Raw genomic sequence first — 24933 nt, 5'->3', positions numbered from 1 at the left:
CATAGTGTAATATTAATAAATTATTAAATGACTAAACCACAAAAATATTGATAAAGGTTTAATCTTACTTTTGTAAGGGTCTTCTTTAACGATTTAAAATTACAATATGAGTTCTAATTTAGTAATAAGGTTAAGAGAGGGAGATGATTCCTGCTTCAAAGAAATTTATGATCTATATCATTATAAAGTTTTTTGTTTTATAAAAAAATATACGTCGCAGCTTGCAGATTCTGAAGATGTGACACAAAACGTATTCATACATCTTTGGAAATATAGAACCAAACTAGATCCAAATGTAAGTATGGAAGCCATCCTATTTAAAAGCTCAAAACAGGAAATTTCGAAATGGTATAAAAAACAAAACAGAATCTTTTCTGTAGAAAATGACCAGTTAATTAAAGAACTCGATAGTGCATCCGAAACAGAAGATGATATAAGCTCCAAGCTTGAAAAAATAGAATATCTCCTAAATAAAATCCCTCCTAAAAGAAGGAAAATCTTCAATCTCCATAAATTTGAAGACCTTAGTTATAAAGAAATTGCCGTAGAGATGGATATGTCGCCAAGCGCCGTTGCTAACCAAATCTCTAAGACCTTACAATTTCTTAAAAAGAATTCAGTACACAATCATGAACTGTACTGGTTTGCTTTATTCTTTATAAGTCAACCAAGTTTGATGGTATAATACAATTTCAGATTTTCTCCCTATACAATACTTGTTACCAGCTCTTTTTTTCTTTTGTTTTTGAATTTTTCTGTTTTTTACCATCAAATAAACACCCCTCAAATGGTTACTTAGATTAAGAAAACGTTAATAGTAATATCACCCCATGATATTTACCCGACTAGGAATCTAATGTAATTGAATTGATAAAATTCATGTATAATTTTCAATAGTAAACTTAATTGTAATGAAATCTAAAAGATTAAAAGAAGAATGGAACGCAATACCAAATAGAGGTATTCTTCCTGACCAAATTACATCCCGAATGTGGGATAACATTCAGAACGTTACAATTAATAAATACAAAAGCTTTTATAATTGGGTTGCAGCAGCGTGTGCAGTAATAATCATGTCTTTTACCGGATATCAGTTTTTTGCGCCATCGCATAATAAGGCAATCGCAATTACTTCTACAAAAACATTTAGCAAAGATATACGCCTGATATGTTTACCTGATGGAACTCGCGTATGGCTAAACCAAAACACTTTAATAGAATATCCAACTGAATTTGCCGAAAATGAAAGAGCAGTAAAACTTACAGGTGAAGCTTTTTTTGAAGTAAAAAGAGATGTATCACGACCTTTTGTAATTACTTCGGGTGCTATAAAAACAACTGTTCTTGGTACATCCTTTAATATTAGTTCTTATACTAACAAGGAACCTCAGGTAAATGTAAGGACTGGAAAGGTAAAAGTGGAAAGTAATGAAAATGTTGTTTTCCTGGTAAGAGGGGATAAGGCGATCTATAATAATGCTGACGCAAAAATAGAAAAGCAAAAAACTACTTTACTTGAACCAGAATGGAAAAAGGTTTTAATTTATGTAGATGGATTAACCCTCGCACAAGTTATAGAGAAACTAAAACTCGACCATAATTTTACTGTAAATTATCTGGATGAAAATCTGAAAAATCTTAAAATAGAGGGAACTCTCGATACCCGACAAGGATTTTACGAAATGCTCCAAACTATTGCTTTTGCTCTAGAAATTAAAATCAGATCGACTGATAAAGATGCCTATCTCATTAGTAGGTAATCGTTCTATAGATTTTTCACAATACGCTTTAATAAAAAGAATACAGCAGCATTAAATCAAAAAAAGGGGATTTAATGGCTAGCTGCTAGGGAACCATTAAAATTTTATAAAAATATTAACCCAAAATTTCATCTTAAAAAAAAATACCAATAACAAACTAACAATTATCAATTATGAACAATGATTACTCCAGGCAATTTGCCATTTGGATTTTGTTTTTCGGATTATTCTTCGGAACAAACATTATTTACTCACAAACCGGAACAGTTTCGGTTGATTTTAAAAACTCTACACCACAAAAAATTATTGATAATTTAAAATCCAGAACACCATATCAATTCATTTATCAAAAAGATTTAGATCTAAGCTTACCATTAGTTACACTAAAAAAAGAAAATGTTACAATTGATGAAATTTTAAATGATTTACAAAATCAGACAAATCTAAATTTCAGAAGAAATGAAAATAATATAGCCGTAAACAGGAAAGACGCGAGCAAAAAAAAAAAGAAGGGGAAAATCGTAGGTAAAGTTGTTGATGTAAACGGACTTTCGCTGCCAGGAGCTAATATAAAAGTTATCGAAGCCAATTTAGGCGTACAATCAGACATAGACGGAAATTATGTAGCAGAACTTGAGCCTGGTGAATACACTGTAGAAATTAGTGTAATATCGTTTCAATCACAAAAAATTACTGGCGTAAAAGTTACCGAGGGCGGTGAGACTCCTTTGGTCGTTTCCTTAAAAGAAGACGCACAATCTCTAGATGAAGTAGTAATTATACAAAACTACAAACAAGCAACAGCATCTGTTCAGGGAATGTTATTGCAACAAAAAAAAGCAGCACAATTCTCTGATGGAATTTCTGCAGAACAAATAGCAAGAACACCAGATAAAGATGTTGGTAGTTCGCTTAAACGTATTACGGGTGTAACAACAATTGATAATAAATATGTTGTAGTTCGCTCTATGGGAGAACGTTGGAACCAAGCCGTTATGGACGGAATCACGTTACCAAGTACAGATGCTTATCAACAAAATTTCTCTTTTGATATTATCCCAACTGCTATGGTAGAGAGTATTGTAGTAAGTAAATCGGCAACACCAGATATGTATGCCAATTTTGCAGGAGGATATGTCGAGATAAAAACAAAAGATATTCCTAAAGAAGATTTTACAAGTTTTTCGGTAAGTACATCATATAACAGCCGAAGCGCATTTAAAGAAAGACTTACCAAACAAGAAGGAGATTATGATTATCTAGGTTTTGATGATGGAAGACGTGATTATCCTGATATGTTACCACTAGAAGTACCAATAAATCAAGCCACATCTGGACCATTTATAGAACAGTCTAAAAAATTTACCGAGGATAATTTTACTACCTACAAAACGTATGGGGCACCAGGAACTACATTACAATTTGCCTTGGGACGATCTTATAACCTAAAAGACAATAATAAATGGGGATTTGTAGGTTCATTACTTTTTAAAAATACACAAGAAAAATTAGAGATAGAACACACAGAAAGAGGTAGATTCCATACTAATACACGGTTTTCTCAAGAAGGAACAGGAGGAAAACAATATTCTATTTTTGAAAAATTTGGTTTTAAAAACTCAGGAGCAAATTACAATTACAATTCCACTTTGGGAGGAATGTTTAATGCAGCAATTCAGCTCGGGAATCATAAAATTACTTCCCGTAATACCGCTATGCATATTTATAACAATCAGTTAAATCAAATTACGGGTTGGGATAAAGGCGATGCGATTCCTGAAATTTTAGATGGATCAGATCTTCCTAGTACAACCGAAACTAGTTATCCTGTTTATCAAACTTTTATCCAAAATAAAATAGAAGGAAATCATCGTTTTGATAAATTAGAAATCAACTGGTATGCAGCTTTTAGTAATTTGACTAAAGATACAAAAGACGCTACTTTTCTAGAAACATACCGCAAGAAAGTAGGAGATGATGAATTGGTTTATCATGAAGCTTATAATAGTGGCGGAAGATTCCCTTTTAGTAGAGATAATTATACCAATGATGAAACGGATTACAACTGGGCAATCAATCTGGATTATTCTTTTGATCTTGGCGAAATAAGCAAAAATGATATTAAAGCAGGTTATTTCGGAACATACAAAACGGCAACAAATCAGCAAAAATCGGCCAAATTAGTAGCTGTAGGACAAGGTACAGCAAATAGAGCCTTTATTTATGAGCCACTTTCGGAGTTTCTAAACGGATCAAAATATTATTATGGAGGTTTTGGTTGGGAAGATTATGGTAAATATGGAGATAAATACGAAGGAAATGTAAAAGTCCATTCCCCTTATTTAATGCTCGATAATAAAATAGGTAGTTATATAAGATTAGTTTGGGGAGCCAGAGCCGAAAGTTACATTTACGATGAAGTATCAAATCAGCTTGAAACTCCGGATGTTTTCATCTTAAAAAAAGAAGACAAAAAATGGCAATTTTTACCATCGGCTAGTTTAACAATCAGTCCAACCAATAAAATGAATGTTAGAGTAGGGTACAACAAATCTGTTTTGCGTCCGCAATTTGCAGAACGAGTTGGTACACCATATTATGATCCTATTCGCTCAGCCAAGATTCTTAACTGGTCGGCAGGAATGATTTCTAGTGTCTCTAATAATTATGATTTAAAACTAGAGTGGTTTCCATCAGGAGGAGAAGTATTATCCTTTGGAGTTTACCATAAAAACATCGATGATCCTATAGAATCTATCGGAACTATAAACGGAAACTCTGGTATTATTTATAATCTTAATTCTTATAATGCCAAGCTTTGGGGGATAGAAGCAGAATTTTATAAAAATCTTACTTTTTTAGGAGAAGGACCAATTTTAGAAAAATTATTCATCTCAGGAAATGCTTCTTTTAATAATACAAAAGTAACTTCATACGTGCGTTTAGATGGTGAAGGCGGACTCTATGAGGCTAATAGACCACTTTACGGACAATCACCTTATACCTATAATTTAGGATTGGATTATGTGGGGGATAGAATGGGATTTAGCATAAGACACAATGCTATTGGAGATCAATATATTTTGGTAGGATTTGATTATTCTAAAGAAGAAATCAGAATGCCTTATTCTGTAACAGATGCTCAGGTAAGTTATAAGTTTTTTAAAGAAAAAAATCTGGAAGTAAAATGCAGTATGAAAAACATGTTTGATATAGGGATCCAAACCTATAATAATGCAAACAGTTATTCGCATATAGAAGAAGTTCCTAATGGCTCTAATCCAAGAGATCAATTTAGTCTGGGAGCCAATGCTACAAAGAAATACGACGAAGATATAGATCAGGTTATTTTTAAAGCATGGAGCGGCAGAACAATAAGCGTATCAGTTAATTATTCGTTTTAAGTGAGGTTTTTATATAAAAATTAAAGAAAGATATTTTGCTGCTCTTTCTAAGGTTTGATTTTAAGAGCGGCAAATATCTAATAAATATACTTTTATGAAAAAACTACTTTTATGTGCAATGGTAGCTCTATCGGTGAGCTCTTGCCAAAAGGATGATTCTGCTGTTGATTCTTCATTTTCTATGAAAGCTTCTGAAGCAGATTATACAGGATATCCAGCAACGGTGCAAACAGTAAGTGGCGCTATTACAACCAATACTACTTGGACAAACGACAGAGTGTGGGAAATTAGCGGAATAGTTACTGTAAAAAATGGAGCAATTTTAACCATTGAAGCAGGTACATTTATTAAAGCAAAATTTTTAGGTAGTTATGTAGCAACAGGAATACTCCTTATTACTAAAACAGGGAGAATTGATGTACAGGGAACAGCAACAGCTCCGGTAATTTTTACAAGTTATAATTTATTAGATGGCAATGCAAATACTACAGCACTTCCTGGTGATTTTGGAGGTGTAATACTATTAGGAGATGCTAGAATTAATAATTTCTCTACTACAAATATTGTCGAAGGACTAAATGACCAACCTATTTCGGCTGATTTTTATTATGGAGGAACAAATGATTTACACAATTCAGGAGCTTTAAATTATGTACGAATCGAATTTGCAGGAAGACTTTTAGATGAAAATTTAGGATTAAGTGCATTGACTTTTGCAGGGGTAGGCAGCAGTACTATAGTAGATCATGTTCAGGTATCTTATTCCAAAGATGATAATTTTGAATTTTTTGGAGGAACGGTAAATGCAAGTCATTTAGTCGCTTTTGCAGCTTATGATGATAATTTTGATTTTAATTTGGGATATACAGGAAAAATCATAAAAGCAATTGCAATTGCCAACAGTGATACTTATCTGAGTCAAAGTGGTGGAAAACCTGATTCTAATGGAATCGAATTAGATAACAATCCAAATGGTCAAGCTACAGCGCTTATTACACGTCCGGTTATTTCACAAATGTCTATTATTGGAGTTAGCTCTAATACAGTAGCAGATTTATACGAAAACGCTATACATGTGCGTCGATTAGGAGAAATAAGCCTTACAGATGTTACCGTTACAGGATACAACAGAGGTATTAACTGGGAATCTCCTTCAGTTCCTAGCAATTCTTCTTATTTAAGAATTTCTATCCACGGATTTGATAATCCAATATTGCCAGTAGGAACAACTATTCCCGGCATAGGTTCTAGTACTTCTGTAGTAGATCCAGCTACAAAATGGAACCTTCTACAGCCTTTCTTTAACAATGGAACATTAAATTTTGCAGGCGCAACAGGAGCATTTAAAACAGAAGCTGTCTGGACAAACACTTGGACCAAGTTTGTAAATTTTTAATTTCATAAAAAGTATTCTTACGAATTATTAATACACTCATTGTCAATTAATTATAATTCACAATATAAAGTAGAGTATTACATTAAAATCACTGAATATTAAGAAACCGTTAACAATAAAATCTGGCATGATATTTTGGTTTTTCAAAATCTAATATAAGTAGTTGTAAGTATTGAATTTGATTTTTTGCTTTAATGCATTAAGCACAAAAAATAACGAAATACTTAATAAGGTCTTTTACAATTTTGGATAATAAAATTTTAAAAGAATGGAAAGATAACCTTTTGTTGCGGTAAAAAATCCTAAGAGCAAAAGAAGTAAATAGTAGGTACAAAATCCGATGGTAAAGCGGGGAAATTATAAAAAAATCTTTACCAAAAAAGAGAAAGACCTGAGGAAAGATATTTTGCTGCTCTCTCCAAAGGCCTAGATTGTAATAGCGGCAAATATAGCAATAATTAAATTATTTATGAAAAAATTTTTTCTATTCGCAATGGTAGCTCTAGTTGTGAGCTCTTGCCAAAATGATGATTCATCTACAGATTCTTCTTTTTCTATGAAAGCTTCTGGAGCAGATTACACAGGATATCCAGCAGCAGTTCAAACGGTAAGTGGTGCTATAACAACCAATACTACTTGGACAAACGACAGAGTATGGGAAATTGATGGAGTTATTACTGTAAAGGGCGGTGCTAAACTTACTATACAGGCAGGTACTTATATTAAAGCTAAACCACTTGCTGCTGGTGTAGCTACAGGAGTACTTGTAATTACAAAAACTGGACAAATCGATGCGCAGGGAACTGCAACTGCTCCAGTAGTTTTTACAAGCTATAATTTATTAGATGGTAATGCAAATACTACAGCACTTCCTGGAGATTTTGGAGGTATAGTACTTTTAGGAGATGCAGAAGTTAACACTGGTTCAGTTACTAATATCGTTGAAGGTTTAGACGATCAGTCAAATTTTGCTGAATTCTATTACGGAGGTACAAATAATGCTCATAGTGCAGGTGCTTTAAACTATGTACGTATCGAATTTGCAGGACGTATCTTAGATACAGATGTTGAAATTAACGGTCTTACACTTGCTGGAGTAGGTAGCGGAACTGTAGTTGATCACATCCAGGTATCATACGGTAAAGATGATTCATTTGAATTCTTTGGTGGTAAAGTAGATGCTAGTCACTTAGTTTCATTTGCACCAGATGATGACAACTTCGATTTCGATTTTGGTTACACTGGAAAGATCACAAAAGCTATTGCTATTGCTGATAGTAATTCAACTCACAGTTTAAGCGGAGGAAAACCAGATTCTAATGGTATAGAATTAGACAACAATGCTACAGGAGCAATTACTCCAATTATTACACGTCCTGTTATTTCTCAATTATCAATTATCGGAGTTAGCTCTAATACAGTAGCAGATTTATACGAAAACGCTATTCACGTACGTAGAGCAGGTAACATAAGCCTTACTGATGTTACAGTTACAGGATACAACAGAGGTATCAACTGGGAATCTCCTTCAGTTCCAACTGGTTCTTCGTACTTAAGAATATCAATCCACGGATTTGATAACCCATTATTACCAGTAGGAACAACTATTACTGGTGCAGGTACAAGTACTTCTATAGCAGATCCAGCTACAAAATGGGCTCTTAGCCAACCATTCTTTAATGATGGAACGTTAAACTTTACAGGTAATACAGGTGCATTCAAAACTGAATCTAACTGGACTGGTACTTGGACAAAGTTTGCAAATTTTTAATTGCATTAGGTTAATTATTAAAACTCTACATGGGCAGTATTAAACTGCCCATGTTTTTAAAAAACTAAAAAAATGAAAAAAAATCTACTTTTATTATTACTTATCATGGTTACAGGGACATCATTTGCTCAATATACAATTTGGGAAGATGATTTTGATGATGCTGATGCTTCAGACTGGACTTTATTGGACAAAGACGGAAATGGAAGTAATTGGAAAGCCAAAAAAAATTTAAAATGGGATAATGCTTTAGGTGGAGTAGATGGTACTATTGATGTTTTAGCAACTTATAATATCGATTTTGTAACAGGAGGACAATTAGAAACTAATGAAGACAATTTGGCTATATCTCCTGCTATAGATGTTTCCTTTTATTCAGGAAAAATTTCCTTGGTTCTAAATGCGCAAACAAGTATTTATGATGGCAATCAGGATTTATTTGTATATGGATCTACTTCTCCTGACCCAGCAACTTTTACACTTATAGGTACAGTAACCTTAAACAGATCAACGGTTGAAGATGCAGAATTTAAAGATTATATAGTAGATATTTCGCAATTTGTAGGTAAACCAGCAGTATATATTGCTTTAGCAAATAACCCTGCGGTTGGTTTTATAGGATATGAAATTGATAAAATATCGGTTACTGCACAATCATTACTAGGTGTAGATGAAGCAGAATTAAAAGCACAGGTTTGCAAATTAAAACAAAACCCAGTTCAGGAAAATTTACAATTAGAATTAGGAGAAGAATTTAAGAATGAAAAAACAACTTTAAAAATTTATAATACAAGCGGAATATTAGTTGCAGCATCACCATACAAAGAAGAAGGTATAGCAGTTGATAATTTATCACAAGGTGTTTATTTTCTTTTAGTAAGCAATAACAACATTTCTAAAAAATTAAAATTCATTAAAAAATAATATTAGATAAAGTTTTCACGCTTTTCAGATAAACAGAGTTTCTACAATAAAAAAACAAATATGAAGAATACAGTAACAAGAGTATTATTTTTTACGATTACAATAGCTTTTTTTGGATCTTGTGCCAATGATGAGCTAACCCCTTATTATAGCAATGAAACCAACCAACCAGGAAAAGTAGTTATAGTAGGGTATAACGCTTTGGCAGATTCTATCCAAATAACCGCAAATGGTAAACTGATTGAGATAGGTAAGGATAAGAAAACCGCCTTTGTAAAAAAAATCGAAAAAGAGTATGAATTTGTTTATTACGGAAAAGATGAGAAGACTTTAGAATTTACAAATAAACTAACAAAGGAATTATTGCATACCTATCGTTTTAACTCTAAAATTCCTATCGATACAGTTTCCTTTTTTGCTAAAGAAAACATTTGGATTGATAAAATTACATCGATAAAACCAGGTGTATTAAGCAAACCAAGTAATAGTGGCTTTAAATTTATTTTCCCAACCAAAAATAAATATTCTAATAGTGGCTACGAAGGAAAACTCGATGGGATTATCCGTAAAATTAATGGACAAGTACTAGGCGTTGTAGAGAATATTGACAAAGATAAATTTAGTCCGTTTATCGAATTTCCTTATAGTTCGCCACCTACAATCATAATGGAACTTGTAAAACATGGCACAACAGAATCTTACATTACAGGAAAGAAAGTTACTGTTATGATGACCATGTCTGTAAATAAATCACGATTAATTATACTAGATGAAAAAAAGGATGCAAACGGAGCATTTTCGGGAGTAGACGGAACCCTAAATTTAGTTGATTATTTCACTTTTAAATAGTTAATAAATAAAACTTGCACTTATAAATCTTAAGGATAAAATATGAAACGCCCCTTTATTTTTATTACCTACTTATTTTTTTTTCTATGGTGTTTATTTATTTCCTGTACGCCAGATGATCATTCGACGCAAGTCTATACTGAAGGTACTAACGAATATGTAAATGAATGGATGTACCAACAAATGAAAAAATATTATCGCTGGAACGAAACAATGCCAGCCCAAGGCGATTTGTCGGCTGCTCCAAAAGAGTACTTCGCAAAACTGTTACAGAAAGATGATATTTTTTCTTATGCTTTACATCCTGCATTACCAGATACAGCACCACAAAGTCTAAGGCGAAAATTTGGTTTTGATGTAAGCTTTGTTGAGTCTGATGGAAAATACTATGGTATTGTATTATATGTATTAGAAGATTCTCCAGCCAAAAATAACGGACTGCAAAGAGGAAATCTTATTACTCAGATAAACGGGACAGATCTTAATCAGGGTAATTATGATCGTATGTATACAAACATGATAGCCTCGTCCCAATTAAGCTTACGTATAAACTCTTATACAGCGCAATCCGGTTTTTCTAAAACAAAAGATGTTACTTTATCATCAGGGCTCACTTTTTTACAGCCAATATCATATCAAATAATTACTGATAAAAACATAAAAATAGGATATGTTCAAATTCCGCATTTTGATGTTGGGCAATCACAACAAATCCTGCAAATTTTTCAGGAGCTAAAAAGTAAATCAATAACAGAACTCGTTGTGGATCTACGATATAATGGAGGAGGAGATATCGCCTCGGCAACTGCGCTGAGTATTGCCATAACTCCAAATGTTCGTACCAATGATCTTTTTATAAAATTTGAAGGAAATAAAAATGGAGGAAATGTAGATCAATCCTTTAAGCAGGCATTAGAAAGTAATGAATCTAAAATAAGTTTTGAAGCATTACAAAATGCGCATCCTCTCATTAATAGAGTATATATATTATGCGGAAATCGTACAGCATCTGCTTCAGAATTAATCATAAATAATCTGAAACCATATATGGATGTAATTACCATTGGCGATAAAACCTTTGGTAAAGACGTAGCAGGATTTCCTATAGAAGATAATCGAATTACAGGAACTAAAGGTTGGGTATTATATCCTTCAATCTATAAATTATTTAATGCTAAACATGAAGGTAATTATTCAAAGGGAATAAATCCATTGATATATTCAGATGAACTACAAGAACTCGAAGTCTTTCCTTTAGGCAACCGTTCAGAAGTTCTGTTAAGTGCAGTATTAGGAAAAATATCGGGAAATGTAAGCAAAAGAGAGAGCACAAAATTGCGATTGTTGCCTACATCTAGAATTTATACCGATATAGATCCCTTATTACGTTTTACACCTTAAGTTCTAGTTTTATAAAAAAATAAAGCAACCATATAAATGATGTAAGTCTATTTAAGCGAAGTATGCAAAACTTATGTTTTCTTAAATGACTTATATGGTTTAAAGGTTAACCATGTAAGTTATATAAGTCCATTTAAGCGAAGTATGCAAAACTTATGTTTATGGCTTATATAGTTTAAAACAGTTATATAGATTATCAATATTTAGATTACCATATTATGCAAGGAATAAACTCAAGAGAGCATCGAATTTTGCTAACAGCATTTCATAAATTTGAATATCTGTCTAAGATATCCCAAAATAAAATCGAAGAAACTGAAGACGAAAAGACGCGAAAAGCCATGGAAGAGCTTGATGCGCTGTACGATAAGTTTCAGTTATTATATGTTGAACTCGAAAAATGCACCAAAGCTTATGAGTTCAAAAAGAAATCAGTACGCAGCATTATCAATAAAAGCATGCGAAGATTAGTTCCTGAGGCGCAAAAGAGGGACCAATATAGTTAGAAATATTCCTAAAATATTCAAAGGCCTGGCATCACTGTCGGGCTTTACTGTTTATATAACCAAAAGAAACAAATGTTTACATCTATGCAACTTTTGCGATTTCCTATGCTTAATTCTTTTATCAAACTTATCAATAATTCTACATTTCTTAAACTAAGCAATAAAGTTATTATTGAATAATCCCCAGTAAACACTCCATAATTCAAGATTTCTTAACGAATAATTAAGAAAATAGACGCTTTAAGTTTTCATTTTTTTAACAATTAGATAAAATCATTTTTTTTACTATTTATAAAATTGAATGTTTATTTGCATAGTAAAATTTAATATTTGTAAACATTTGAATTATGAAAACAATATATAAGGTATTTATTATCTTTTCGATTACACTACTAGCGCAAAAAATTACTGCACAAAAAGCAACAATTAGCGGAACGGTTACAGATGCACAATCTCCATTACCTGGAGCAACTATTACATTATCTAATAAACAAAATGCTACAACCGATTTTAGCGGAGAGTTTACTATTAATGATGTAAGATCTGGAAGCTTAGAATTGCAAATTTCTTATATAGGTTATGAAGTAAAAATTATTAAAATTGAAATAAAAGATAATCAGCGATTGAATTTAGGGATCATTTCTTTAAAGACAAATTCAAAAGAATTAAATGAAGTTGTAGTAAGCGGAATGAGTCTTCGCAATAGCGAAGCAAGAGCACTAAATATGCAAAAAAAATCTATGAGTATCGTAAATGTAATTGCTGCTGATGGAATAGGAAAGTTACCAGATCGTAATGCTGCCGAAACGGTACAACGTATGTCGGGAGTTTCTATCGAAAAAGATCAGGGCGAAGGGCGTTTCGTTTCCGTGAGAGGTTTACCACCTTTTTGGTCATCAACTACAATAAACGGAAACAGAATTCCAACAGCCGAAGAAGAAACTACTTCCAGAGCTACAGCATTTGATTTTTTTCCATCAGACCTTATCGCTTATGTTGAAGCTACAAAAGCAATCACACCCGATATGGATGGAGATGCCATTGGCGGAAGCGTAAATTTTACCACACAAACTGCACCAACCAAAAAAACATTTAAAGTAAGTGTTTTCAGTGGATACAATCAAAAATCGGATAAAGGAATCTATAGTGGTTCGCTTACTATTGGTGATAAAAGTAAAAATGGAAAATTCGGGTACATTATAAACGCTACTTATTGGGACAGAAACTGGGCTACAGATAATTATGAAGCCAGAAGAAATGGAGATCAGGGTGTTTATCGCTTAGAATTAAGAGATTATACAGGAGTTAGAAAAACTACAGGTTTAAATGGTGCTATGGAATTTAACCCATCATCCAGAGATAAAATATTCTTGAAAGCAACTTATGGAGGACTTTCTGATAAAGAAACTCATTACAAACACCGCATTAGATTTGATAAATTTAACTCTGCTACAAATGCTTTAACTGTTGAACAACAAGATATTCACAATGAATTAATTACACAATTTATAGGTATTGATTTAGGAGGAAAACATCAGTTGGCGAATGGAAATTTAGATTGGAGTTTGGCTTCTTATAGAAATAGTTTTAAATATGGTAACATACCAACTGCAGAAAACAATAGTTATTTTTTAATTCAATTCAATCAAACTGGAGTTGGCGTTAAACCAGAATACTTTAATACAGTACCACTAGCCAGTGGTGGAGCAGGAGGGCCAAGAGCTTATTGGGCTGCAGATGGAGGAATGCTGGATCCTAATAATCCAAAATCGATATTTGATTTCTATTCAGATCCAAATTTTAAAACTGACCCTACAAAAATGAAGTTTTCTACTTTGGAGTTGTATAAAATAAGCATCACGGAGAGAGATAATATTATTGCTGCTGCAAACTATGAACACATTTTTAATGAAGATCTTAAAATGAAATTTGGTGTAAAACTAACTGACAAAGATCGTATTGCAACTTTTAGAGATGAATATTATAATTGGACAGGATCACCAACACCTTTTTTATCAGACTATAGTCAGGATTTAATTAATCAGCCTGGCGGAACAGATTACTTAAGAAAAGAAATTGGAACCAATATAGGAAATACTTTTGGTCCCGTTTTGTCTGCCAACGGAATGAACAATTTATATAATTCTTCACAAGGTAATTTGGTTTTAAACCCTGCAGATTCTCAAATTCCAGAATTAGGAAAAGGATTAGGAAGAAACTTTAATGTAGGCGAAACTACTTCATCTGCATACGCAATGTCAACTTACTCAATATCTGATAAATTAACAGTTTTAGGAGGAGTTCGAGTAACTAATACCATTACACAAGTTACAGGTAAAACGGTTGAAAACAATGTTGTTGTTGATGCTAAAAACACAAAAAGTTATACATCTGTACTTCCGATGCTTCATTTAAAATATACTCCAATTGAGAATTTAAATCTTCGTTTTGCAACTACAAGAACATTTGCCAGACCAAATTTTGGAGATATTTCGCCAGCAGGTTCATTAAATACAATTGATGGTGAATATGCAGGTGGTAACCCAAATTTAAATCCAACCTATTCTTGGAACTTTGATTTATTGGGAGAATATTTCCTGGATGAAGTAGGGGTAATCAACGCTGGAGTGTTTTACAAATTAATCACCGATCCAATTTTTGATGATACGTATCAAGGTACAATAAATGGAATTCCTAATATAGAAATCAGTTCTCCAACAAATGGTGGAAATGCGTGGATTGGCGGAATCGAATTCGGAATCACAAAACGTTTTAGCTTCTTACCTGGATTCTTAAAATATTTTGGAACTCAGATAAATGCAACATTAATGAACTCTGAAATGACCTTGGGAGAAAATACAAATAATCCTAACGGAAGAAGAGTTTCAACTCCATACCAAGCCAAAGAGTTATATAATATACAGTTGTTCTACGAAAAAGGAGGTTTTAATGCCCGAGCAGCATTTAATCATAAAGGTGCATATGCAATTGGGTTTGATGCCAACGCAAAAAACACAGACATGAATGATATTTATTATGGAAAATACAATTCTCTTGACTTCTCTGCATCGTATAGAATTGGTGAGCATTTTACAATTTTTACAGATGTAAATAACATCTTAAATGAACCGTTGATGTATCATTTTGGTGAAACTCCAAACAGACCAAAGCAAGTAGAATATTATGGAGCAAGATTCAATTTAGGTCTTAAATATAATTTATAGACAACATTATGTTAACCAATGAGATTTTAAATTAAAAGATTTTTGAGTACTGACTAACGCTTTTTGAATTTGCATGAATAAATAATTAAGAATATTCATTTTATAGAATTTCACACATCTGCAATCAATCCCGAAGCTTCGGGAGTAAAGTCAAAAATCTTAAATATTTTTTATCATTTCTTACTCTAATAACAATGAACTAATGTCAAAAAAAGCATCCAATTTTCGATTTATATTAAAAACATCAATAGCTGCTTTTGGTACCTACTTTTGTATGTATGCATTCAGGAAACCCTTTACAGTAGCAACATTTGATAATTTATCCTTTTGGGGAATTGATTATAAAATACTACTTATTTTAGCACAGGTTTTAGGTTATACATGTTCTAAATTTTTAGGAATTAAAATCATATCCGAATTAAAATCGTCCAAAAGAACCTTTTATCTTATTGGTTTTATACTAATATCAGAATTGGCATTACTTGGCTTTGCAGTAACACCAGCTCCATATAATATCTTGTTTTTATTTATAAACGGATTGCCATTAGGAATGATCTGGGGAATTGTTTTCTCTTATATCGAAGGTCGAAAAGTAACTGAATTACTTGGTGTGATATTATGTTCTAGTTTTATAGTTTCTTCTGGCGCAGCAAAATCTGTGGGTTTATTTGTTCTGAAAGTTTTGGGTTGTAATGAATTCTGGATGCCGTTTGTATCAGGCTTAATTTTTATTATTCCATTAATAATATTTTCTCTTTTTCTGGAAAAAATTCCAAATCCAACAACAGAGGATTTAGCCTTACGTTCTAAACGAAAACCATTAAAAAGAAAAGAACGCATTTTATTATTCAACCAATTTGCTTTTCCATTAACTATTATAATAATTTTCTATGCAATGCTTACCGCAATGCGGGAATTCAGAGATAATTTTGCCAGAGAATTATGGGATACTTTGGGGTATAAAGAAAGTATCTCTATTTATATGTACTCAGAAATTCCCATTGCAATATCAGTTCTTGTGATTCTAGGCTTTTTAGGAAGTATGAAAAACAACTACAAAGCATTCAAAAATTATCATTTGGTATTGTTTTTAGGTTCATTACTTATTGGAGTAACTACATTTTTATTCCAAAAAAATATGATAACACCATTACCATGGATGATTGCATCAGGTTTCGGGATGTATGTATGTTACATTCCTTTCAACGGTTTATTTTTTGAAAGGATGATAGCAACGTATAAAATAAAGGGAAATGCAGGATTCTTGATTTACATAGCCGATGCTTTTGGCTATTTAGGAAGCGTCTTAGTCTTGCTATTTAAAAATTTTGGTAACAAGGATATTTCTCTGCTTAGCTTTTTTACCACTTGTATTTATCTCTTGTCGTTTATAGGAATATTAACAACGGTATTGTCCTATAATTACTTTAAACGCAAATTCAAAAAAACATTCAAAATCATTGTTGCTCCTTTATATTCTTAAATAAAAGCAGCAAATCTATATAAAAATAAAACAAACACACATGAAAGATAAATATGATTTAATCATAGTAGGATCAGGGGTTTTAGGCACATTTCATGCCTATCATGCCTTGAGAAAAGGAATGTCGGTTGCTATACTCGAAAAAAACACTAAACCAGAAGGGGCAACAGTAAGAAACTTTGGTCAGGTAGTTCCATCGGGAATGGACAGAAAATGGCAAAATTTCGGTAAAGAAAGTCTAAAAATATACAACGAAATTCAAGATAAATTCGATATCAATCTACGCCAGAACGGAACGGTATATTTAGCTTCAAATGAGGAAGAAATGCAACTTATAGAAGAGTTGTGCCAAATTAACGCTGCCAATGATTACGAATCAGAATTACTGACTAAAAGCCAATGTTTATCTAAATACCCGGGATTACGTTCTGATTATTGCAAAGGCGGTTTGTTTTTTCCTCAGGAAGTTACGGTCGAGCCCAATACAATGATTCATAAGCTTCATGAATATATGATAGCTCATTTAGGATTAGATTTATACACCAATACTACGGTTGTCGCTACTGAGGATCACACTAATGAAGTGGTTGCAACTACTTCATTAGGAATAGAATATAAGGCTTCTAAAATCATTATTTGTAACGGAAGTGACTTTAAAATATTATATCCGGAAATTTATAATAATAGTGATTTGATAGTTTCTAAGCTACAGATGTTGCAAACAAAACCTCAAAACAATTATAAATTAGATGGCTCGATCTTAACGGGATTAACGATAAGAAGATACGAATCTTTTGAGGAATGCCCATCGTATCAAGCAATCAAAGCTAAAGAAGACCCTAATAGTTTTGAGAAAAAATATGGCGTTCATATCTTATTCAAACAAGCTATGGATGGTTCGGTAATTCTAGGAGATTCACATGAATACGCTAGTGCAAAAGAGATAGATACACTAGGATTTGATTTGAATATGGACATAGATAATTTTATGATTGAGGAAGCTAAAAAAATTATTGATTTGCCTACTTACGAAATCCAAAGCAGATGGTTTGGAATGTATTCTCAATGCAAAACCAAAGATATCTTTGAACATACTATTGGCAAAAACATTCATATCATAACAGGAATAGGAGGAAAAGGAATGACGGGAAGCGCAGGATTTGCAAAGTACAATATCGATAAAATTTTCAATGCTTAAGCTATCCCTTTATTGAACCATTAAGAGATTAAGAAAAATTAAGTCTCGCTTCTTAATCAGTAATGATAAAAATATTAAAAATCTGCTTGATCTGCATAATCTGCGAGAAAAAATATCGCACAGATAAAAAAATGAACCATTAAGAGATTAAGAAAAATTAAGTATTGCAAACTTGAATTGTCTATAATGGAACGCGGATGATACGGATTTACAAAAGTAAAGCCGCAGATTAAAACTGATTTAAAAATAATCAAAAGAAAATCCGTTTAATCCGTGTTTTCGCCTTAGCGAATCCGCATAATCCGCGTTCCTTCGACAAAGAGTCAGATAGCATTGAAAATATAAAATGTTTAGAAAAACAAATAATACACACAAAATGAAAATTAATGAAATTGAAATGGTTGTTTTTGATATGGCAGGAACAACAATTAATGAGCAAAATATAGTTTATAAATCTTTACATAAATCCATTAACAAATTTGGTATTGATGTTTCTCTGGAACTGGTTTTATTAATAGGAGCAGGGAAAGAAAAGTATCAGGCAATAAAAGATATTTTGGCACATATAAACAATACAGATGAAGAAAAAGCCAAAACAATATTTGAATATTTTAAAGAACTATTAGATCAGGAATATCTTACTGCTCCAGTTTCTCCAATTGATGGTGTAGAAAAAACACTTAGCAATCTTAAAAAAGACGGTGTAAAAATAGTCCTAAATACAGGATATAACAGTAAAGTAGCCAATGTTTTACTAGAAAAATTAAACTGGAAAAAAGGCGAACAATACGATGCATTAATAACTGCTGATGATGTTGAGCGCGGACGTCCTTATCCCGATATGATAATTAAAGCAATGCAATTGTTTGAAATTACAGCTGCCTCAAAAGTATTAAAAGCTGGAGATTCGGCAATAGATATAAAAGAAGGGAAAAATGCTGAATGCGGGATTACCATTGGAGTTTTATCGGGTGCACAAACGAGAGAACAATTAGAAAATGCAAAACCAGATTATATATTACCCTCTTTGGCTTCACTATACAGCATTTTTAATTAAGTAAAACTTGTTGTAGCTAAAAAGAGTTTCACACAGTAATTAATATAGTAACCCCTAAAACAATTAAATAAAATGAAAAAAATTTTAAAGTTTAGTTATGTTACCATTCTTGCAGGTATGTTTTTGACCATTTCCTGTACTAAAGAATCTTTACAAGAAGAACCAGCAAATTTAGCTGCAAATGCAAAATCAGTAAAAACTACAAAATTAACTGGCGGAGTAAAAAAGTTACTTATTATAGGGATTGACGGCTGTAGAGGAGATGCCTTAATGGGAGCAAACACGCCAAATGTACATGGCTTACTCAGTAACTCGGTTTATAGTCTTGATGCCTTAACCGAATCTCCAACCTGGAGTGGGAACGGCTGGTCTACAATGCTAAGCGGGGTTACACATTTAAAACATAAGGTTACAGATAATTCTTTTTTGACTCCTAATTTCACAACATATCCAAGTTTCTTAAAACGTCTTGAAACGTATAATTCTACGTTAAAAACCATGTCTATAGTACACTGGGCTCCAATTAACACTTATATTGTTGATGGAATTGATGTTGAAAAAACGCTTACAACCGATCTAGCTGTAAAAAACGAAATAGTAAGTGCGCTTACAAATGATAATCCAGATGCGTTATTCATGCATTTTGATGATGTAGATCATGCAGGACACAGCTACGGATTCTCTTTAAATGTTCCTCAATACAAAGCCTCAATAGAAATTACTGATGCTTATATTGGAGAAATCCTGACAGCCTTAAAGAATAGACCTAATTATGCCAATGAAGATTGGTTGGTTATCATTGCACCTGATCATGGCGGAATAGTAACAGGTTCTAGCGGATCTCATGGCGGTTCATCTTATGAGGAAAGAAATATTTTTACAATTTTCAATAATAAAAACTTTGCAGCCAATAAAATTGAAAAAGCAGCAGATGTGACAACATCAATAACTGGATCATTTGTAAATTTTAATTCCAACTCTATTTATGCGAGTACAAATAATGCACTTTATAATTTTGGCACTTCAAGCTTTACAATTGAGTGTAGAGTTAAAACATCAGGTTATACAAGTGATCCGTCTCTGGTTTCAAATAAAAACTGGGCTAGTGGTAAAAATCGTGGATTTGTAATTTCGGCAAATACAGGTGGAAGTTGGAAAGTAAATATTGGTGATACTCAAAATCGTGTTGATATATCAGGAGGAGTAATTAAAGATGGTAAATGGCATCATTTAACTTTAGTAGTTGATCGTGCAGCAAAATTGGTAAAAACATATCAGGATGGTGCATTTGTGGGACAAGCAACTATTATTAACGGATTTGGAAGTTTAACCTCTGGATTACCTTTTGCAATTGGTCAGGACGGAACATTGGCTTACCCGGCAAATGTAAACGGGAATATTGCCGAAGTACGTGTATGGAATAAGGCTTTATCCGAAGCTGCAATCTTAAACTATACCTGTTCATCTATAACAAGTTCACATCCCGATTATGCTAACCTTATAGGATACTGGAAAGGAAATACGGGTTCTGGAAACGTTTTTATAGATTCTAGTTCTAATGCAATTTCAATTCCTTTTGCAAACAATCCAACTTGGCTTTCAAGTACAGCTTCCTTAAAATGTGGAAGTACTGCTGAAAAAGTTGTTCCAAAAATGGTAGATATAGCTTATTCTTCGCTCGAATGGTTTGGTGTACCAATTAATTCAGCTTGGTCCCTAGATGGACGCTCTTGGCTTCCTGCAGCAAACTAATATAAATAGTGTTTTTTGTTTTTTTTTGAAAGGTTATCTCCATTTTGGAGGTAGCCTTTTTAAATATTTACTTAACCGCAAAGGACGCAATGAAGTAAAACGCAAAGTTCGCAAAGCTAGGATTATTTAACTTTGCAAACTTTGCGAAAAACTTTGCGCCCTTTGCGGTTAGTTTTTAATTATTGCTTTCAGAATAAAAATAAAGCACTAACATAATACAATTTTCCTGAGTTCGATTTTCGGGAACATGTAGATGTCTTCCGTTAAAACATAAAGAATCTCCCTCATTAACAATAACTTCTACATCATCAATAATATAGGTAACACTGCCTTTTATAATATATTTAAATTCCCAGGCATCGGTTATAACTTTTTCTCGTTTGCAGTTTGGTTCAACTTCTAATATTACAGCTTCAAAACCAATAGAATTAATGCTTTTGCTAAAAATATGATAGTAATTAAATCCTTTAGTTTCTGCTCTGTCTTCCTTTTCTATTTTTTGATAATCGGTTTTCTTTATATGGATGTATTTGGCATTTTTAGTGTTCTCGACACCTTCAAAAAAATAACTTACATCGGTATTCAAAGATTGAATCAACTCTATTAAAACTGGTAATGAAGGAATTGTTCTGCCATTTTCAATTCTGGAAACCAAACCATTACTAACTCCGGCTCTATTGGCAACTTCGTTTATAGTTAAGGCATTTTTTTTTCTTATTTCTTTTAATCTTTTTCCAATACCAATTAAAAAATCTTCCATAGTAAGTAACTTCCGTTTAAAACGTAAATATAATATATTTAGTCCTAAACTTTTTACATAGATTCTTTATCAATGGATACTTATAATTAATCTCTTTTTAGACGAAACAGGAGGGAAGCGATTAGAAAAAATGCTGGTTTTATTCTTTAACTAATACAATTGTAGCTTTATAACCTGTACCAACATTCCATTGGCTTGACTCAATTACAGCTCCTTTATCATCATAAACCTGAAACTCGGCTGTATTTGGCGAAGCGAAACCTTCATTTAAAGCTTCAAAATCAATTTTATTAATTCCTGGTACTAGTTCGATTTTAAATTCCTGAAAATCTCCATTCAAACTCACTTCAGGGACAACTATTTTATCATTTAAATATACTTTTATTTTATCGCCATCTACAAAAGCTGCATCGCGATAACGTATTGTAGATGTAAATGATTTTGTTTTAAAACTTCCTAAAAATTGGTTTCGTCTATAAAATATACCTTCTACATTAGCGTCTTTTTTATATAAATTACCATCCTTAAAAAGTTCCTCTGGATTAATTTGTAAAGGATCTGGTTTCTCTACAATTACTGGCGGATCAACTTTTGGTTTAATTTCTTTTGGAGGAATAACTTCTTTAATTTTCGAATCTTTTGGAGGAATCGGTTTAAATTTACCATTAAGTTCGTCCTGTGCATATCCCTTTAGAGAAACACAAATTATAATTATTAAAAACAATATCCTTTTCATGACTTTTCTGTATTAAATTAATCTAATTAACTCTTAATTAAAACAAACATTTAATTATAATATTTATTGTATTTATAGAAAACTAATTATCATAAAACTCAGCGAACGATTCTTTGCATTTTAACTTATTATCCATTTACTTTTTTACAAAAAAGACAACGAGTTCACTATAAAATAGCATTCGATTATTACCATAATTTGTATATTTGACAATCAGTTTTTTAAATAAACGAAACCCTACAATGTCCGAACTTTTATTGTTAGATTCTAAAACTGTTTTCCATCTTTACTTTTGGGCAAACTTTTTTATCTGCATTCTTATTTTTAGCTATTCTATTTCGTATGCTACCAGCGAGAACAGGCAAATAATACAAAAATTAGGATATGGAAAATTTTTACTATCAATAGGTTGGATCCTGATTGCTTTAAGGACTATAGTCCCCGATTTTATCTCTATAAATGTAGCCAATACAATCATTTTAGCTTCTTGTTGTTATGAAACGATAGCAATGCTATCGATGCTTAAATCAGATGAAAAAAAGTCCTATAAACTTCAAATAGGGATTACTATTGTTACTGCAATAGTTTTTAATATCGCAGTATTATTAGGGAGCACAATCAATACTCGCATTATAATTATGTCTTTGGCAGTATTTGCCATTTATTTACCTCCTACAATTAGTTATTTTACAGAAAAGAGATATACCTTTTTTAGGACTTTCTACGTGCTATGCTATGCAACATTTGAAGTTCTGGTTGTTATGCGAGCAATCAACAATTATCATAATCCACAACAGGATTTTTTCTCCCATAATATTTTTGACTCTTTATATAATATTAGTTTGTTTTTGCTTACTCTCATTGGTACAGTTGGTTTTTTATTATTAGTGAAGGAAAAACAAGATCTTAGAATCCGTAAACTTCTAAAAGATAGGAACCAGTTTTTTTCTATAATAGCACATGACTTAAGAGGACCATTAGGATCGTCGTTCAGGCTTTCGAAAATATTGACTAAAAACATTGAAGAATATAGTCAAGACGAAATTAAGGAAATCATAGAAATGTTACATCAATCGAATAAAAACAGTTACAAACTACTAGAAAATCTCTTAGATTGGTCGCAAGTACAAACAGGAATGATAGAATACAGTCCTGAAAAAATTGCATTAAACACATTAATTAAAGAAAACGTAGAACTAAATAAAAATTTAGCATTAAATAAAAATATCACCCTTTCATTTGAATCTACAGAACTTATTGAAGTCGATGCAGACAAAAACATGATAGATACCATCGTGCGTAACTTACTAAGTAACGCTATTAAATTTACAAAAAAAAGCGGAGAAATTATTGTCAAAATTCAAAAAACTCCTAAAAAGGCCGAAATTTCTATCACAGACAATGGCATTGGAATCCCTGATAACATAAAAGGAAAATTATTTAAGATCAACGAAATTGTCACCCAGAAAGGAACAGAAAACGAAACTGGAAGCGGACTCGGACTTTTACTTTGTAGTGAATTTATAAAAATGCATCAAGGTGAAATCTGGACTGAAAGCGAAGCGGGGAAAGGAAGTACCTTCAAATTTACTTTGCCATTACTCGAAACCAATAAATAATTAAACGGAAATTTATCTGTTTTTTTAATAAGCAAAAATAAAATTCACTGCTAATTAAATAGAATTAGAAATATATACTATAATTGTTTAATACCCAATTTTATAGATTATTGCTAGGTAAAATAATTTAATCTTCATGCCCCTCAAAAATCATACAAATAGATTATTGAAATTGCTTTAACATTTTTTAGCAAAAAATAACTTAGAAAAAATATGATTTTCATAAATAAAATGAGAATTAACAATGCTGGGAACAGAACTATATTATAAATTATATAAATTAGCAATTCCCTTATATAATTTATTAAAAAATGATTTCTAGATTACCACTCATTAGCTTAATTAGCATAACAATTCTATTCCTAAGTACAACTGTAAACGCACAAACACAAAACACATTTACCGGATGGAGTGCCGTATTTTTTACTTATAAACTAAATGATAAATTCAGTCTTCATTTTGATGGACAAGCAAGATCTACAGATGAACTAAAAAATCTTCAATCTTATATTATACGCCCAGGTTTAAATTATCATATAAAAGATAATATGATTGCTACAGTAGGGTATGCTTATATAGGAAATAACAGAAGCGTTATGGATATTGATGGTTGGGTACCTGAGCACAGAATATGGGAACAATTTATTTTTAATCAAAAATTCACACTAGCTAATCGTCCTGTTACTTTGCAACATCGTTTTAGACTAGAACAACGTTTTATGGGGCAAGCAACAATTGAGCAAAACGAGCTTGTAACCGATAGTTATGAGTTTGCACAACGTTTACGTTATTTTGCCCGTTCTATCTTTCCGCTCTCTAAAACAGACAATTTTACCAAAGGAGCTTTCTTAGCATTACAAAATGAAGTTTTCTTGAATGTACAAAATGCTCCAAACGATAGTTTTTTTGACCAAAACAGAGCATATCTGGCATTAGGCTGGAGATTAAGCCCAAAATTTGATCTTGAAGCAGGTTACATGAACCAGTATGTTCTTGGCAAAAGCAATAATACTGTAAATAATATAGTGCAAGTAGCAGCCTATGTAAGGTTGTAAAAACACATCATTCAATAAATAAAAAAGGGTTACTCAAT

Annotated in this window: 18 protein-coding genes; 16 read left to right on the top strand and 2 right to left on the bottom strand. The window is 32.2% G+C overall.

Annotated elements, in window-relative coordinates; genetic code table 11:
• Window positions 1–106 precede the first annotated feature (106 nt).
• From OA93_RS05465 to OA93_RS05400, 14 genes are all read left to right on the top strand, one after another.
• Entirely contained in the window at window positions 107–685 is a 579-nt protein-coding gene (locus OA93_RS05465; RefSeq protein ID WP_039112112.1) for a sigma-70 family RNA polymerase sigma factor, read from the top strand.
• A 226-nt stretch (window positions 686–911) separates the two neighbouring features.
• A complete protein-coding gene (locus OA93_RS05460) occupies window positions 912–1760 on the top strand; it encodes a FecR domain-containing protein (RefSeq protein WP_039112111.1) in 849 nt (282 codons plus the stop codon).
• A 173-nt stretch (window positions 1761–1933) separates the two neighbouring features.
• A complete protein-coding gene (locus OA93_RS05455) occupies window positions 1934–5164 on the top strand; it encodes a TonB-dependent receptor (RefSeq protein ID WP_039112110.1) in 3231 nt (1076 codons plus the stop codon).
• Window positions 5165–5258: 94 nt separating this feature from the next.
• Entirely contained in the window at window positions 5259–6560 is a 1302-nt protein-coding gene (locus OA93_RS05450) for a hypothetical protein (RefSeq protein WP_039112109.1), read from the top strand.
• A 469-nt stretch (window positions 6561–7029) separates the two neighbouring features.
• Window positions 7030–8331, top strand: a complete 1302-nt coding sequence (locus tag OA93_RS05445; RefSeq protein ID WP_039112108.1) for a hypothetical protein — start codon at window positions 7030–7032, stop codon at window positions 8329–8331.
• 72 nt (window positions 8332–8403) lie between these two features.
• Window positions 8404–9255, top strand: a complete 852-nt coding sequence (locus OA93_RS05440) for a T9SS type A sorting domain-containing protein (RefSeq protein ID WP_039112107.1) — start codon at window positions 8404–8406, stop codon at window positions 9253–9255.
• Window positions 9256–9315: 60 nt separating this feature from the next.
• On the top strand, window positions 9316–10104 hold the full coding sequence (locus tag OA93_RS05435; RefSeq protein ID WP_039112106.1) for a hypothetical protein: 789 nt from the start codon (window positions 9316–9318) through the stop codon (window positions 10102–10104).
• 42 nt (window positions 10105–10146) lie between these two features.
• Window positions 10147–11505 carry a S41 family peptidase gene (locus OA93_RS05430; RefSeq protein WP_052259382.1) on the top strand — a complete coding sequence of 453 codons (1359 nt, stop codon included), beginning with the start codon at window positions 10147–10149 and terminating at the stop codon, window positions 11503–11505.
• A 218-nt stretch (window positions 11506–11723) separates the two neighbouring features.
• Entirely contained in the window at window positions 11724–12011 is a 288-nt protein-coding gene (locus tag OA93_RS05425) for a hypothetical protein (RefSeq protein ID WP_039112105.1), read from the top strand.
• Window positions 12012–12358: 347 nt separating this feature from the next.
• Complete coding sequence (locus OA93_RS05420) at window positions 12359–15235, top strand: TonB-dependent receptor (protein WP_039112104.1); 2877 nt, start codon at window positions 12359–12361, stop codon at window positions 15233–15235.
• A 202-nt stretch (window positions 15236–15437) separates the two neighbouring features.
• A complete protein-coding gene (locus OA93_RS05415) occupies window positions 15438–16718 on the top strand; it encodes a DUF5690 family protein (protein ID WP_117615801.1) in 1281 nt (426 codons plus the stop codon).
• Between the two features lie 40 nt (window positions 16719–16758).
• Window positions 16759–17916, top strand: coding sequence for a TIGR03364 family FAD-dependent oxidoreductase (locus OA93_RS05410; RefSeq protein ID WP_039112103.1), 1158 nt, complete (start codon window positions 16759–16761; stop codon window positions 17914–17916).
• 376 nt (window positions 17917–18292) lie between these two features.
• Window positions 18293–18973, top strand: a complete 681-nt coding sequence (locus OA93_RS05405) for a phosphonatase-like hydrolase (RefSeq protein WP_039112176.1) — start codon at window positions 18293–18295, stop codon at window positions 18971–18973.
• A gap of 72 nt (window positions 18974–19045) precedes the next feature.
• Complete coding sequence (locus OA93_RS05400; RefSeq protein ID WP_039112102.1) at window positions 19046–20725, top strand: DUF4983 domain-containing protein; 1680 nt, start codon at window positions 19046–19048, stop codon at window positions 20723–20725.
• Window positions 20726–20900: 175 nt separating this feature from the next.
• Here OA93_RS05400 and OA93_RS05395 read toward each other — a convergent pair whose 3' ends face one another.
• Complete coding sequence (locus OA93_RS05395; protein ID WP_082001774.1) at window positions 20901–21485, bottom strand: XRE family transcriptional regulator; 585 nt, start codon at window positions 21483–21485, stop codon at window positions 20901–20903.
• A 139-nt stretch (window positions 21486–21624) separates the two neighbouring features.
• On the bottom strand, window positions 21625–22221 hold the full coding sequence (locus tag OA93_RS05390; RefSeq protein WP_039112100.1) for a hypothetical protein: 597 nt from the start codon (window positions 22219–22221) through the stop codon (window positions 21625–21627).
• A 242-nt stretch (window positions 22222–22463) separates the two neighbouring features.
• Between OA93_RS05390 and OA93_RS24035 the strand changes: the two genes are divergently transcribed.
• Both OA93_RS24035 and OA93_RS05380 read left to right on the top strand, forming a co-directional pair.
• Window positions 22464–23840, top strand: coding sequence for a HAMP domain-containing sensor histidine kinase (locus OA93_RS24035; RefSeq protein ID WP_052259381.1), 1377 nt, complete (start codon window positions 22464–22466; stop codon window positions 23838–23840).
• 311 nt (window positions 23841–24151) lie between these two features.
• Window positions 24152–24895: a DUF2490 domain-containing protein gene (locus tag OA93_RS05380; RefSeq protein ID WP_039112099.1), complete on the top strand. Its 744-nt coding sequence runs from the start codon at window positions 24152–24154 to the stop codon at window positions 24893–24895.
• Window positions 24896–24933 lie beyond the last annotated feature (38 nt).

It is taken from the genome of Flavobacterium sp. KMS (assembly GCF_000813005.1).
Taxonomy (GTDB): Bacteria; Bacteroidota; Bacteroidia; order Flavobacteriales; family Flavobacteriaceae; genus Flavobacterium.
Note: the sequence above shows the minus strand (reverse complement) of the source record. Positions and strands in the feature narration are given on the sequence as shown.

Coding starts and splice junctions, on each gene's coding strand:
- OA93_RS05460 (WP_039112111.1), top strand. CDS start 912: ATGAAATCTAAAAGATTAAAAGAAGAATGGAACGCAATACCAAATAGA.
- OA93_RS05410 (WP_039112103.1), top strand. CDS start 16,759: ATGAAAGATAAATATGATTTAATCATAGTAGGATCAGGGGTTTTAGGC.
- OA93_RS05465 (WP_039112112.1), top strand. CDS start 107: ATGAGTTCTAATTTAGTAATAAGGTTAAGAGAGGGAGATGATTCCTGC.
- OA93_RS05380 (WP_039112099.1), top strand. CDS start 24,152: ATGATTTCTAGATTACCACTCATTAGCTTAATTAGCATAACAATTCTA.
- OA93_RS24035 (WP_052259381.1), top strand. CDS start 22,464: ATGTCCGAACTTTTATTGTTAGATTCTAAAACTGTTTTCCATCTTTAC.
- OA93_RS05445 (WP_039112108.1), top strand. CDS start 7,030: ATGAAAAAATTTTTTCTATTCGCAATGGTAGCTCTAGTTGTGAGCTCT.
- OA93_RS05395 (WP_082001774.1), bottom strand. CDS start 21,485: ATGGAAGATTTTTTAATTGGTATTGGAAAAAGATTAAAAGAAATAAGA.
- OA93_RS05405 (WP_039112176.1), top strand. CDS start 18,293: ATGAAAATTAATGAAATTGAAATGGTTGTTTTTGATATGGCAGGAACA.
- OA93_RS05400 (WP_039112102.1), top strand. CDS start 19,046: ATGAAAAAAATTTTAAAGTTTAGTTATGTTACCATTCTTGCAGGTATG.
- OA93_RS05435 (WP_039112106.1), top strand. CDS start 9,316: ATGAAGAATACAGTAACAAGAGTATTATTTTTTACGATTACAATAGCT.
- OA93_RS05420 (WP_039112104.1), top strand. CDS start 12,359: ATGAAAACAATATATAAGGTATTTATTATCTTTTCGATTACACTACTA.
- OA93_RS05430 (WP_052259382.1), top strand. CDS start 10,147: ATGAAACGCCCCTTTATTTTTATTACCTACTTATTTTTTTTTCTATGG.
- OA93_RS05440 (WP_039112107.1), top strand. CDS start 8,404: ATGAAAAAAAATCTACTTTTATTATTACTTATCATGGTTACAGGGACA.
- OA93_RS05415 (WP_117615801.1), top strand. CDS start 15,438: ATGTCAAAAAAAGCATCCAATTTTCGATTTATATTAAAAACATCAATA.
- OA93_RS05425 (WP_039112105.1), top strand. CDS start 11,724: ATGCAAGGAATAAACTCAAGAGAGCATCGAATTTTGCTAACAGCATTT.
- OA93_RS05390 (WP_039112100.1), bottom strand. CDS start 22,221: ATGAAAAGGATATTGTTTTTAATAATTATAATTTGTGTTTCTCTAAAG.
- OA93_RS05455 (WP_039112110.1), top strand. CDS start 1,934: ATGAACAATGATTACTCCAGGCAATTTGCCATTTGGATTTTGTTTTTC.
- OA93_RS05450 (WP_039112109.1), top strand. CDS start 5,259: ATGAAAAAACTACTTTTATGTGCAATGGTAGCTCTATCGGTGAGCTCT.